Here is a 12,752-nt window from a genome sequence, read left to right as displayed (position 1 = left end):
CATGCCTCTACTGGTCCGGCCCGTCACCGACGAGCGCGATGCCTTGCTCGCGTACCTGGACAAGCAACGCCACGCGCTGCGCGTCGCCGTGCACGGCCTCACCGAGGAGCAGGCGACCAGCACCCCGGCCGCGAGTTCCCTGAGCCTGGCGACGCTGATCAAACACGCCATGCGCACGGAGCGGCGGTGGGTGGTCGTCATGATCGGCCGGCGCGAGCTGCCCGAGCTGTGGCCGATGCGGGATCCGGGCGCCGATTTCCGGCTCGGCGAGGGGGAGAGCACGGCGAACCTGCTCGAGGAGTACGCGTCGGTGGACGCGGAGACCGAGTCGATCGTGCACGAGGTCGCCGATCTCGGGGCACCACTGCCGCTCCCCCCGGACGCGCCACCCGTGCCCGGCTCCGACCAGTGGTCGGCACGGTGGGTGCTGTTCCACCTGATCGAGGAAACCGCACGGCATGCCGGACACGCCGACATCATCCGCGAGTCGCTGGACGGAGCGAACGCTCCTTCCCTGATGCAAGCCGCGGAGGCATCGCTGGGCGAGACGCATCCCTCCTGACCGACGGCACGGCTCCTTGACGTCGAAACCGCGCCTTGCCGCGCGCATGGCAGTATTCCTCAACAGTGCCTGTGTCAACCGTTGGTATCAGGCCGAGTCGCGCAGCTCGTGTTCGACCGCACGGCGGATCCAAGCCGACAACGAACGGTCATCGGCATCGGCAGCTCGGCGGACTTCCTCCAATAGTTCAGGAGGGAATCGGACGGGGACCAGCGCGGTGAGCCGTGACGGGCGCCGACGGCGCGCCGGGCCTTGTGGTGTCTGATTCTCGGGTTGGGCGTAGTAGTCGTATTCCTGCTCTGGTGTCATGGGTGTGTTCATCGATCCCTCCGGTACTGGGATGCGAGACCCGAAGTGGCCTCGTAGCAACCGATAGGACGGCACCGACGAGGATCGCCGGTACGGGCAGGCGCCAGCGGAACCACCAGCACCCGACCTGAGACCTCGCCACACATCAACCAATGCGCCGGGGGCTTGGCCGGGTAAAACAGCGGGTCGCTGAACCACACGTCGTCAACATCTTCGAGTCCAAGATGTGGATGCTTGAACAGGTGCACGGCCTGCGAGTCGATTTCAAAAGGGTCCTCGTCGTCCAGAAGATCCGGGTTGAATCGCTCACCTGCCACTCTTAAAGTGTATTACGAACGGATACAGAAGTCAGCTGATGCCTGGGAAAGGCTTTACGCCCGACCTCCACGCGCCCGACTTCCGGGGTCTGCGGCCGTGACGGCCAGGCGCACATGGTGTGCCGGTACACCCATCCCCGCACGATGCCGCTCCCGGCCCCGGCGGTGAGCGGGGCCGTCCGGAGTGGGCTCAGCCGGATCTCCTCGACCCCGCCTTGTGTCCGAGAAAAGCCGCGACCTCGTCGTCGGCGGGGCACTGCCGGAGCCGTTCGGGGGTGTCGACCTGCAGCACCTGCCCACGTGCCATCACCGCCACCCGATCGGCCAGGGTGAACGCCTCCTCGTGGTCGTGGGTCACCACGATCGCGGTGGTGCTCTGCCCGGCCAGCCACTCGGCCAGCTCCACCACGAGCTGCTCGCGCAGCATCCGGTCCAGTGCCGTAAGCGGCTCGTCCAGCAACAGCAGGCGGGGATCGGCCGCCAACGCCCGGGCCAGCGCGACGCGCTGTGCTTCACCGCCGGACAGGTGCGTCACCCGCCGCCGCTGCTGCCCGGCGAGTCCCACGAGGTCCAGCAGCTCGGCGACCCGCCCGGTGCGACGAGCCCGTCCCATCCCCTGCATGCGCAGGGCGAATTCGACATTGCCCGCCACATCCCGGTGGGGAAACAGCTGGCCGTCCTGGAAGACCATGCCGAACCCGCGCCGGTGCACCGGAACACGATCGAGGTCGGCACCGTTCCAGGTGATCGTGCCCGCCTGCGGTCGCTCCAGCCCCGCGATCGCACGCAGCAGCGTCGACTTGCCGCAGCCGGACGGCCCCAGCAAGCCGAGCACCTCGCCGTCGGCAACCGAGAAATCCACACCGGACACGGCCGTGGTCTGCCCGAACCGGACGGACAGACCGCGCACTTGTAGCCCCACTAGAACTCCCCTACCGTCTCGGTCCGCACCCGCAGGCGTTCGACGGCGAGCACGGCAAGCGCGGTGACCAGCATCAACAGGGCACAGGCCGCGTAGGCCATCTGAAGGTTCAACTCCCCGGGGCGCGCCAGCAGCCGGGCGATCGCCACCGGCAGGGTCGGTGCCTCGGGCCTGGCCAGGAAGCTGGTGGCGCCGAACTCACCGAGCGCGACCACGAATCCGAATCCGGCGGCAGCCAGCACGGAACGGGCGGCCAGCGGGACATCGATCTCCCACCGGACCCGCCACGGGCTCGCGCCGAGCGTCGCCGCGGCCTGGCGGAGCCGGTCGTCGATCGCGCGCACCACCGGCAGCACCATGCGCACGACCAGCGGGGTCACGACCAGGGCCTGGGCGAACGGCACCAGCAACGGCGAGGTCCGCACGTCACCGGGCAGGAACTGCAGGGTGACCAGGTATCCGAACCCGACCGTCACCGCCGAGACCCCCAGAGGCAGCATGAGGGCCGCGTCCACCACCTCCGCGGCAGCACGCCGCCGGATACCGACCAGCACGGCGATGGCCAGCAAACCCAGCAGCAACGACATCCACGTCGCATCGGCCGCCGTGCGCAGGGAGTTCCAGGCCGCCTCCCAGCCGGACACCTCCAGCACCGCCCCGCTCCCGGTTCCCGACAGGGCCCGATAGCCCGCCAGGCTCCACCCGTCACGGGTGGACACCGAGCGGATGAGCAGCCCCGCGATCGGGACCAGCAGTCCCAGCACGACCATTCCGGCGGCACTCACCACGAACCATTCCGCTCCCCGAGGTCGCCGCGCGGTGTCGTCGGCGCTGCGCAGCTGCAGCGCCGTCTCCCGGCGCCGCCGCGCCACCGCGGCGATCACCAGCGCAGCCACCACCGCCGCGAGCTGCAGCAACGACAGCGCCGCCGCGCCGGACAGATCGAGCAGTCGCACGGTGCGCAGGTAGATCTCGGTCTCCAGCGTCCGGTACGTGCCACCACCGAGGACGAGTACGACACCGAAGCTGGTGGAGCAGAACAGGAACACCACCGCCACGGCCGATCCCAGGGCGGGCCGCAGCGCGGGCAGGGTCACCGCGGTGAACACTCGCAGGCCGCAGGCTCCCAACGATCGGGCGGCGTCCTCGGTGCGGCGATCGAGGTGTGTCCACAATCCGCCCACCGTCCGGGCCACCACCGAGACGTTGAAGAACGCGTTGGCCAGCACGATTCCGAACAGAGCGGACGTGCTGCCGCCGTCGCCGGTACCCAGCAGCGTCCGGAACGCCATGCCCACCACGAGTGTGGGCAGCACGAACGGGACCGTGATCACGGCACGCAGCAGCGCCTTGCCGGGCACAGCCACCCGTGCCAGCACGTAGGCCAGCGGCATACCGGCCACCAGCGCCAGAGCGGTGGAGGCGGCGGCCTGACCCAGGGTGAAGGCGACGAGGTCCCAGGTTCGGACATTGGTGAGGGTCTCCGACACACCGCCGCCGAGGCCGAGGCCGATGATCGCGGCAACCGGCCAGGCGAAGAACAGTCCCAGAAAGCCCAGCACGATGGTCGCGGCGGCGACCGTCGCGGCGCTGCGGCCCCACCGTGCGGTTCGCCGTTTTCCCGCCCACCGGTTTCTCGGCTCCCCGGGACGGGGAGTGTCTGCCGACGAGGGAACGGCTCTGCCGAAGATCGCCATTCTCACCCGTGAGCCAGGGCGCGCCACTGCTGCACCCAGCGCTGCCGGTTCTGCTCGACCCGATCGGGGGCCATCCCGGCCGGTCGCTGCGGCCGGGGAGCCACCTGCTGCCAGCTCTCCGGCAGCGCCACTGTCCGCACCGCGGGATAGACGTACATCTGCTCGGAGACCTGCGCCTGGAACCGCTGCGAAACCAGGAAATCCATCACCCGGCGCGCCGCATCGGGATGATCCGCTCCCTTGAGCACTCCGGCGTACTCGACCTGCCGGTAACAGGTGTTCAGCAGCGCCCGGGTACGCGAGGATCCGTCCGGTCCCACTTCGGCGGCGGGCGAGGAGGCATAGGACAGCACGATCGGGCGCGGACCCTGCCCGGAAGAGCCGGAGAAGTCCTGGTTGTACGCCTGCTGCCAGCCGGACGAGATCCGGACGTCGTTGGCGAGCAAGCCGCGCCAGTACTCCTTCCAGCCGGGCTCGCCGAACGTGACGATGGTGTTGAGCAGGAACGCCAACCCCGGAGAGGAGGTCGCCGGGCTCGGAACGGCGAACAGTCCGCGGTAGCGCGGGTCGGTCAGGTCCCGCAGGTTCGTCGGCGCGGGTATCCCGTGCTCGGCGAACCACCGGGTGTCGATGTTGACGCACACGTCGCCGACGTCGATGGCGGTCAGCCGGTTGCTTCCCTCGATCGAGTAGCGCTGCGGGATCCTGTCGGCCCCCTCGGGGCGGTAGGGCACGAAAACGCCCTCGCCCAGCGCCCGCGAGGCGAACGTCGAGTCGACGCCGTAGGCGACGTCGCCGATCGGGTTGGCCTTGGTCAGAACCAGTTTGTTGGTCAGCTCGCCCGCGTCGCCGTGGCGCCGGATCGTCACGTCGATCGCGGAACGGCGCTCGAAGTTCGCCAGCGTCTTGTCGGCGACCGCGAACGAGGCGTGGGTCACCAGGGTGACCGTGCGCTTGTTCTGCTCGTCGCCCTGTGCTCCGATGAAGGAGCAGCCGGCGGTGAGCACGGTTACGGCGGCCGCACTCGCGATCCGTGCCGAGCGGCGCAGGAAACGGTTCAACGATCCTCCCGAGGTCACGCCACGCGTGCGCCACCGAGCTGATCGCATCGCCTCCCTGCGCCGGCATGATCCGGTTCAGGTGGACGGTCGAGGGCTGCTGCGCCCTCCTCTCAGCCCAGCGCACTGGACTCCCGTGGCGAGGACGAGTGTAATGCACCACCGACCGTTCATTCGACGGTCACGCTCTTGGCCAGATTGCGAGGCTTGTCGACATTCCGGCCCAGAGTGGTGGCCAGGTGGTACGCGAACAGCTGGAGCGGGATCGTGAACAGGATCGGGTCGAGTTCCGGCTCGCCGCGCGGCAGCCGGATCACCGTCTCGGCGAGACCGTCCGGCAGGTCCGCGTTCGTGATCGCGATGACCGGGCCTCCCCTGGCCCTGATCTGCTCGATCGTGCCGATGTTCTTGGCGAGCAACTCGTCGTCGGGGACGATCACCACCGAGGGCATGGTGTGATCGATCAGCGCCAGCGGCCCGTGCTTGAGCTCGGCCGCCTCGTAGGCTTCGGCGTGGACGTAGGAGATCTCCTTGAGTTTCTGCGCCCCTTCACGAGCGACCGGCCAGCCACGGACCCGTCCCACGAAGAACATGTGCTCGGTGTTCGCATAGCGCTCGGCGGCGGCGATCACCTGTTTTTCGTCCGCGAGGACATCCGTGATTCGGTCGGGGATCGCCGCGAGAGCGGTCACGAGCCGCCGGCCGTGCGCCATCGACAGGTCGCGTACCCGGCCGAGCAGCAACGCCAGCAGCGCGAAGGACAGAGACATGTTCATGACGGCCTTGGTCGAGGCCACGGACACCTCCGGTCCCGCATGGAGGAAGACCCCGCTGCCACACTCCCTGGCGATGGCACTGCCGACCGCGTTGACCAGGCCGACCACCTGACCACCCTTGCGCTTGAGCTCCTGGACGGCCGCGAGCGTGTCCAGAGTTTCGCCGGACTGACTGACGGCGACGTAGAGCGTGTCCTCGTCGATGACGGGATTGCGGTAGCGGAACTCCGAGGCCGGCTCGGCGTCGGCGGGCAACCGGGCCAGTTCCTCGACGAGGTTGGCGCCGAGCTGCCCCGCGTAGTAGGCCGACCCGCAGCCGAGGAACTTGACTCGCCGGACAGCACGCAGCTGTCGAGCATCCAGGCCGAGACCGTCGAGGCGTGCCGTGGCGAACCGCTCGTCGAGTCGCCCGCGCAGTACACGCCGGCCGGCCCGTGGCTGGTCGTGGATCTCCTTGCGCATGAAGTCGGAGAAGCCGTTCAGCTGGTAGTCCTCGTCGACCAGGTCGACGGCCGCCGGGGTCTTGTCCGTGCGGTCGGCCTGCATGGTGCTGGTCCGGTAGGCGTCGGCGCTGATGGTGGCGAGCTCACCGTCATCCAGGTGGATCACATGCTTGGTGTGCCGTACCAGGGCGGCCACATCGGAGGCGGCGAACATCTCGCCGTCGCCGATGCCGAGCACGATCGGACTCCCGTTGCGGGCCACCACCAGTTCCCGCGGGTTGCGGGCATCGAGCACGAGCAACCCGTAGGTGCCCTCGACCCGGTGCAGAACGGCGCGGACCGCATCCTCCAGTGATTCGCTCCCGGCCTCCACCGCCGCAGCGATCAGATGCGCCAGGATTTCGGTGTCGGTGTCCGAAGCGAACCGCACACCCTCGGCGAGCAGCCTGTTCCGCAGTGGTTCCGCGTTCTCGAGGACCCCGTTGTGCACGACGGCGATGTGTCCGCCTGCGTCCACATGAGGGTGAGCATTGAGATCGCTCGGCTCACCGTGTGTGGCCCACCTCGTGTGCGCGAGACCGATCGTCCCCGTGGTGCCCTTACCGAGTCGGTCCCGCAGGTCCTGCACACATCCGGCGGTTTTGGTCACCCGCAGGCGGCCTCGCCGGGCTACTGCCAATCCGGCCGAGTCGTAGCCTCGATACTCCAATCGGTGCAAACCCTCGATGAGGATCGGGGTGCTTTCCCGGCTGCCGACATAGCCGACGATTCCGCACATGGCATACCTTTCCGCTCAGCCCTTGCCGCTCAGCCCTTGCCGCTCAGCTCAGCCGTAGACGATGCGCCGGAGGCGACGCTCGGACAGCTCCGGCGGAGCAACCGGGCGTTGCGCGAGCTCCGCGATGATCACCGTCCACACCTCGGCGTTCTTGTGACCGCGCCGCTGCAGCTCGGTGTGCCTGCGCCGCACGTACTGCTCGGTGGTCTCGTGGAAGTACGCGATGACGTCGGCGGCGACGCGGGCCGCAGTGGACGGTGGCAGTCCGGTGGACTCGGCCACGTGGCGGACCAACTCGGCCGGGACCCACTGGTTCATGGCTTCGAAGACTGGCAGCGGCCTCGTTCGAAGGCAATATTCCTGCCCGATATCGGGCAGGAGCCGGCCGGTAGTGGTCTTCACCGAGGGTGTCGAGAGTGCGGGCCTTCGCTTCGTAGGACCCCGAGCGAGGTCAGGGCTTGCGGTGAGGTCAGGGCTTGCGGCCCACCGCACCGACGATGCAGTGCGAGACCTGATCGAGCGGCTTGATCCGCGGGCCGTCCGGCCACCAGTCGGCACACAGCACCAGGCCGGGATCGACGAGGTCGAGGCCGGGCAGCATCGCCTCGATCTCGGCGCGGGTGCGGAACAAGCCGATTCCCATCGGACTGTTCATGAGAATGTTCTCCACACCACGAGCCAACTCGCTGTGCTCGGGGACCTCGGGGTCGAAGAAGTGTGTGAAAGCCACATAGGACCCAGACGGCAGGGCATCGACGTACTCGCGCATGATGTCGCTCGGGTTGCGTTCACCATCGGTGCAGTGGTGCATCGTAGCGACCTGAAGCAGGGCGATCGGTTCCGCGAAGTCGAGATGCTTGCGCACGATCTCGTCGTCGAGGATCTGGCGGGGTTCGAAGATGTCGGCCGCCATGAAGTGGGTCTGGTCGTTCTCCTCCAGCAGCGCCCGGCCGTGCGCGAGCACCACGGGATCGTTGTCGACGTAGACCACGCGCGCATCCGGCTGGATCCGCTGTGCCACCTGGTGCGTGTTCTCGGCCGTCGGCAGTCCCGACCCGCAGTCGAGGAACTGCGTGATCCCCGCCTGACCGGCGAGGAAGCGGACCGCCCGGATCAGGAAGTCCCGGTTGTCCCATGCTATCTGCTTGACTTCAGGGGAAACCTCGTTGAGTTGGCGCAGGACCTCGCGATCGACCTCGTAGTTGTCCTTGCCATTGAGAGCCGCATCGTAGGCCCGGGCGATACTCGGCTTGGTGGTGTCGATGTGGAAAGGGACTGCGTCTTCGGTCGGAGAGTTGCTGGCGGGCATCGGGGCCTCTCAAGGCGTTAAGGTACGGGTATCGATCACGACGCACTCAGCGTAGAGATCCGGGTGCGAACGGTAAATGCGATCGTGAATTTCCATCGTGGACTACCGCGGTAGGCCACGAGAACGGCCCCGGCCCGGTGCCGGATCAGCACGGTGCGGGCCCCGCGAGAGCACCACGCACGAGAGGAACGGCAATGGCCACGGACGGTCCCTCCGACTCGGTCTGCGACGGCCGCGCCGCCGCGCACAGCGGTGGCCCGACCGCCCGGCGCATCGTGCTCGGCGCCCAGTTGCGCCGGTTGCGCGAGGCCGCGGAGATCTCCCGCGCCGACGCCGGGTACTCCATCCGGGCGTCGGGGTCGAAGATCAGCCGCCTCGAACTCGGTCGGGTGAGCTTCAAGGAGCGCGACGTCAGCGACCTGCTCACCATGTACGGGGTGACCGACGCCGGTGAGCGCGAGAGGTTCCTCGACATGGTCCAGCGCTCCAACGAACCCGGCTGGTGGCACCGCTACACCGACCTGATGCCCGAGTGGTTCCAGGACTACGTCGGCCTGGAGGAGTCGGTCTCGCGGATTCAGACCTACGAGCTGCAGTTCGTTCCCGGTCTGATGCAAACGCAGGACTACGCGCGGGCGGTCGCCAGCCACGGCCGCCCGGAGTTCGCCGATGAGGACGTCGAGCGCCGCGTGACCCTGCGCATGCAGCGGCAGAAGCTGCTTTCCCGTCCGGATGCGCCCCGCCTGTGGGCGGTGATCGACGAATCGGTGCTGCACCGCCCGATCGGGGGAAATCGGGTCATGCGGGCTCAGATCGATCATCTGCTGGAGATCACCAAGCTCCCCCATGTCACGCTTCAGGTCGTGCCGTACCGGCTCAGCGGCTACGCGGCCGAGGGCGCGTTCAGCATGTTGCGGTTCGCCGAACCCGAACTGCCGGACCTGGTCTACATCGAACACCTCTCCGGTGCCCTCTATCTGGAGAAGCTGGAGGAGGTCGAGCTGTACGGCAGGGTGCTGGACCGGCTGGCGGTGGACGCGGAGACTCCCGACAACACCCGACAGGTGCTCAGCAAGATGCGGGCCGAGCTCTAGACGAGCACCGTCCCCGGGCGACCACCGGTCGACGCTGTCCCACTGATGGGTTCATTCCGTGCATCTGCACGTGCATTTGCTGTTACTTGTGTTACATTCATGCGCACGATCAAATGCACATGCAGATGCACTCAGGCAGATGGTCGGAAGGGGACCCATGGCGAACGAGGTTCGTAGCAGCGCACCGGCGTCACAACTCGCCGGGGCCGTGTGGCGGAAGAGCACTCGCAGCGGCGCAATCGGCAACTGCGTGGAGATCGCCTCCCTCGGCGACGACGAGATCGCGATGCGCAACTCGCGCCATCCCGACGGTCCCGCGCTGATCTACACCCGCGCCGAGATGTCCGCTTTCCTGGCCGGCGCCAAGGACGGTGAGTTCGATGACGTCCTCCACTGACACCACCTCCGCCACGGACGAGCGGCTGCGCCGGCTCGCCGCGCGCGGTTTCCAGTTCATGCATCCCCGTGACGAGCAGGGCGAGATCCTGGCCGTCATCGGCGTCCGCGCCCACGACAACGTCATCGACGTGATCCGGCTGCAGGACGAAAACGATGTCGTGGCCACCAGGATGCCCGGCGACGAGGAGAACATCCTGGCCCCGACCAGAGTGTCGTGGCAGTCCACCGGCTCCGTGTGCGAGGTGATCGACGACCTGCTCGATCTGCCCGACGACCGCACCCCCGGCTCTCTGATCACGCCGAGCGGGACGTAACCACGCTGTCCCTCGAAACGGGGACGCATCGACCCTCAACGGAATCCCCGTGGCGTCCGATGGTGTGAGTATGAACGATTCGATCGTGCTGATGCCGTGGTTCCTCACCGCCGCGCTGCTTCTCGGCCCACTGGTGCTGCTGCAGATCCTGCCGAGCCGTGCGGATGATTCGGCACACCGGCATCGCTGATGCTGATACGGTGCGGATCGCTGATCACGAGTGACCAGCCCGGCCGGTGACCGATCAACGTGCCGGCCCCCGCTGGAGAAGGGCACGCTGATGAACGCCGCGGAGCTGTTCGAGGTGACCTCCGAGGAGGAGCTGCGGGAACTGGTGGGCTCACCCCGCCCGTCGACCGTCGCCAAGGAACGGACGGCCTTGCACGAGCTCGACAGGCAGTGGCTGGCGGAGTCGCCGTTCTGCCTGGTCGCCACGGCGGATGCGGCAGGCCGGTGCGACGTCTCCCCGAAGGGAGATCCAGCCGGCTTCACTCTCGTGCTCGACGACACCACGATCGCGCTTCCGGACCGCCCCGGCAACCGGCGGGCCGACGGATTCCGCAACGTGCTGGCGAATCCCCATGTCGGTTTGCTCCACATGGTGCCCGGTCGTGGTGACACGCTGCGCATCAACGGCCGCGCCCGCCTGGTGCGCGATGCGCCGTTCTTCGACGAGATGACCGTCCAGGGCCACCGGCCTCCCGTCGCCCTCGTCGTGGACATCGAGCAGATCTTCCACCACTGCGCCAAGGCATTCCTGCGATCGGCGCTGTGGAAGCCGGAAACGTGGAATCCCGAAGCACTCCCCTCGCGCGCACGGATCGCCAAGGCCCTCGACCGTCCCGACGACAGCCTGGAAGAACTGGAACGCTACTACGGCCCCGAGTACACCAAGCGCCTTTACGGCTGAGTAACGTCTCCACGAGGCCGCACACATCTTCGGAGCGAATGGCTACGCTGACGGCGTCGACGGCGAGAGCTCCGGGAGGGCCGGTGGGCGAGGAGAAGTATCCGGCACATCCGGGATTGGCCCAGGCCGCCGCGCGTCTGAAAAACGTGTTCGGCGGCAAGCGGGACATCCGCCGGCTGCCCAAGTACCTGTACGCCGACGAGGCTGTCGGGGAACTCGCGATCGGCTTGTACGGAGGCGGTTTCGGAGTGCTCGCGCTGACCGACCGGCGGATCCTGTACGTCTACGAGGGGTGGGTCGATTCCAGGTCGGAGGATTTCCCCTTCGACCAGGTCGAGGGCGTTCATCTGAAGGACAAGGGCCGTGAGCGGTCCGAAATCGAAATCGTCTCCCGCGGCAAGAAAGCGGGAACCGAAATCGAGAACGTGAACGAAACCGACGCGAGGCGCTTCGTCGACGCGGCCAGGAAGAAGTTGAACCGCGCGCGGAAGCATTCCCCGAAGCCGAACCGGCCCGGTCCCGAAGCTCCGGCACGGCCTGCCTCACCGGCACAGCACGGCTCGAACTCGTCAACGGAGTTGGACCCGCTGGACGGATTGGAACGTCTCGGCAAGCTCCGAGATACCGGTGTGCTCACCGAGGAGGAGTTCGCGACGCAGAAGGCGAAGCTGCTCCGCCGACTGTAGGGCCCCACCGGCAAGCCGGTTTCGCCGTGTCCGGCAGATGCAGTGGTGAAGCCCGCATCGACACGGTCCGACCTTCGGAAGGGCTCAGCTGTACCGCTCTTCGCCGATACCGTGCCGGGGAGCGGGGAAGGGCTCGCCATGACACTCCGTGTGCCATGGCGAGCCACAGCTCTGTCCTGCGATGTGGCCGCCCTACTCGACGTGCTCGACGGGAATCCAGAGCTCGTAGGACATCTCGGCCCTGTTCGCGGAAAGCTCGGTTCGCAGGATCTCCGGCCCCGGCACGCTGCGGTAGGGATTGGACGGAAACCACTGGGTGAAGACGTCCCGCCACAGGTACTGGATGGCTTCCGGTGCCTTGCCCTCTCCGGCGAACACGGCCCACGTGCTCGCGGGCATGTCCCATTCGCTCGCTCCCTGCGGTGTCGGCGCCGAGGAGACGACTCCGTGCAGGTAGTGCACCCGGGCACCTTCTTCCCGGCAGGCGTCGAGGGACTCCACGGCGGCGACGATGCCGCGCGGTTCCTGGTCCGAGAGAGCTTCCAGGCGGGCCAGCTCGTCGGCGCCGATCCCCGATACGAAGTCGTCGATGGCGCTGTTCGGGCCCAGGTGGACGATCGGAACAACGGTGCTGTGACCGAGGAGGCGGAAGGCGTCTTTGTCGACGATTCGGTAGTCCATCGGTGTGCTCCCTTCGATGGTGAGGTGAAATGTCATCCGTGGTTGGGAGCGGAGGACCATGCCGGAACGTCTCGCGTCGGCCGGGCCGACACCGTGCATGGATCGGAATGCCCGCGCGAACGCCTCACCCGAGCCGTACCCGTAGGTGACGGCGATATCGAGCAGGGACTGCTCACCGGAGAGCACGCGCCCTCCCGCCAGCGTCAACCGGCGCCTGCGGATGTATTCCGACAGGGGCATGCCCGCCAGGGCGGAGAACAACCGCCGGAAGTGGTACTCCGAGGTCTGCGCGATCCTGGCGAGCACGCGCACATCGATCTCGCCGGTCACGTGGCGTTCGATGTGCTCCATGGCCTCGTTGAGGCGGTCGAACATGGTGGCCTCCTTCCCACGCTCGACGCTAGATGGTTGATTCCGTGAAGGTCGCGTGAAGGGGCCGGGCACGGGGATAGGTGGAGGGTGTTCATGATCGATGTGTGACGAAAGACCTGAACACC

At 67.6% G+C, this 12,752-nt stretch carries 14 protein-coding genes, 1 pseudogene and 1 riboswitch; of the genes and pseudogenes, 6 read left to right on the top strand and 9 right to left on the bottom strand.

Annotated features, from left to right (window positions below):
- Window position 1: 1 nt before the first annotated feature.
- The gene (locus DFQ14_RS13170; RefSeq protein ID WP_114453578.1) at window positions 2–562 is read left to right on the top strand and encodes a DinB family protein; all 561 of its coding nucleotides are present in this window, start codon (window positions 2–4) and stop codon (window positions 560–562) included.
- 87 nt (window positions 563–649) lie between these two features.
- On the opposite strand, the gene DFQ14_RS13165 is transcribed toward DFQ14_RS13170, so the two are convergent.
- From DFQ14_RS13165 to DFQ14_RS13130, 8 genes and pseudogenes are all read right to left on the bottom strand, one after another.
- Window positions 650–883: a YlcI/YnfO family protein gene (locus tag DFQ14_RS13165; RefSeq protein ID WP_114453577.1), complete on the bottom strand. Its 234-nt coding sequence runs from the start codon at window positions 881–883 to the stop codon at window positions 650–652.
- Complete coding sequence (locus tag DFQ14_RS13160; RefSeq protein ID WP_114453576.1) at window positions 880–1,188, bottom strand: hypothetical protein; 309 nt, start codon at window positions 1,186–1,188, stop codon at window positions 880–882. The genes DFQ14_RS13165 and DFQ14_RS13160 overlap by 4 nt, the downstream gene beginning before the upstream one ends.
- Before the next feature lie 220 nt (window positions 1,189–1,408).
- Window positions 1,409–2,110, bottom strand: a pseudogene (locus DFQ14_RS13155) (ABC transporter ATP-binding protein); the annotation flags it as partial.
- Complete coding sequence (locus tag DFQ14_RS13150) at window positions 2,110–3,807, bottom strand: ABC transporter permease (RefSeq protein ID WP_114453574.1); 1,698 nt, start codon at window positions 3,805–3,807, stop codon at window positions 2,110–2,112. The pseudogene DFQ14_RS13155 and the gene DFQ14_RS13150, both read right to left, overlap by 1 nt.
- A gap of 2 nt (window positions 3,808–3,809) precedes the next feature.
- Window positions 3,810–4,868, bottom strand: a complete 1,059-nt coding sequence (locus DFQ14_RS13145; protein WP_246195528.1) for a thiamine ABC transporter substrate-binding protein — start codon at window positions 4,866–4,868, stop codon at window positions 3,810–3,812.
- Window positions 4,869–4,903: 35 nt separating this feature from the next.
- A riboswitch (TPP riboswitch) is annotated at window positions 4,904–5,013 on the bottom strand.
- A gap of 22 nt (window positions 5,014–5,035) precedes the next feature.
- Entirely contained in the window at window positions 5,036–6,862 is a 1,827-nt protein-coding gene (gene glmS / locus DFQ14_RS13140) for a glutamine--fructose-6-phosphate transaminase (isomerizing) (protein WP_114453572.1), read from the bottom strand.
- A gap of 48 nt (window positions 6,863–6,910) precedes the next feature.
- The gene (locus tag DFQ14_RS13135; RefSeq protein WP_114453571.1) at window positions 6,911–7,180 is read right to left on the bottom strand and encodes a hypothetical protein; all 270 of its coding nucleotides are present in this window, start codon (window positions 7,178–7,180) and stop codon (window positions 6,911–6,913) included.
- A 151-nt stretch (window positions 7,181–7,331) separates the two neighbouring features.
- A complete protein-coding gene (locus tag DFQ14_RS13130) occupies window positions 7,332–8,171 on the bottom strand; it encodes an SAM-dependent methyltransferase (RefSeq protein ID WP_114453570.1) in 840 nt (279 codons plus the stop codon).
- 194 nt (window positions 8,172–8,365) lie between these two features.
- On the opposite strand from DFQ14_RS13130, the gene DFQ14_RS13125 reads away from it, so the two are divergent.
- The 5 genes from DFQ14_RS13125 to DFQ14_RS13105 all read left to right on the top strand — a co-directional run bounded on the left by DFQ14_RS13125 (window position 8,366) and on the right by DFQ14_RS13105 (window position 11,574).
- Window positions 8,366–9,265: a helix-turn-helix domain-containing protein gene (locus tag DFQ14_RS13125; protein WP_114453569.1), complete on the top strand. Its 900-nt coding sequence runs from the start codon at window positions 8,366–8,368 to the stop codon at window positions 9,263–9,265.
- A gap of 157 nt (window positions 9,266–9,422) precedes the next feature.
- A complete protein-coding gene (locus DFQ14_RS13120) occupies window positions 9,423–9,662 on the top strand; it encodes a DUF397 domain-containing protein (RefSeq protein WP_114453568.1) in 240 nt (79 codons plus the stop codon).
- Window positions 9,646–9,978, top strand: a complete 333-nt coding sequence (locus DFQ14_RS13115; RefSeq protein ID WP_114453567.1) for a hypothetical protein — start codon at window positions 9,646–9,648, stop codon at window positions 9,976–9,978. The genes DFQ14_RS13120 and DFQ14_RS13115 overlap by 17 nt, the downstream gene beginning before the upstream one ends.
- A gap of 280 nt (window positions 9,979–10,258) precedes the next feature.
- Window positions 10,259–10,888, top strand: coding sequence for a pyridoxamine 5'-phosphate oxidase family protein (locus tag DFQ14_RS13110; protein ID WP_114453566.1), 630 nt, complete (start codon window positions 10,259–10,261; stop codon window positions 10,886–10,888).
- Window positions 10,889–10,926: 38 nt separating this feature from the next.
- Window positions 10,927–11,574, top strand: coding sequence for an SHOCT domain-containing protein (locus tag DFQ14_RS13105; RefSeq protein WP_114453715.1), 648 nt, complete (start codon window positions 10,927–10,929; stop codon window positions 11,572–11,574).
- 192 nt (window positions 11,575–11,766) lie between these two features.
- Here DFQ14_RS13105 and DFQ14_RS13100 read toward each other — a convergent pair whose 3' ends face one another.
- Window positions 11,767–12,630, bottom strand: coding sequence for an AraC family transcriptional regulator (locus DFQ14_RS13100; protein ID WP_114453565.1), 864 nt, complete (start codon window positions 12,628–12,630; stop codon window positions 11,767–11,769).
- Between the last annotated feature and the right edge of the window lie 122 nt (window positions 12,631–12,752).

Source organism: Halopolyspora algeriensis, assembly GCF_003337235.1.
GTDB classification, from domain to species: domain Bacteria; phylum Actinomycetota; class Actinomycetes; order Mycobacteriales; family Pseudonocardiaceae; genus Haloactinomyces; species Haloactinomyces algeriensis.
The sequence above is the reverse complement of the archived record's forward strand: the minus strand, read 5'-3'. Positions and strand labels throughout refer to the sequence as shown.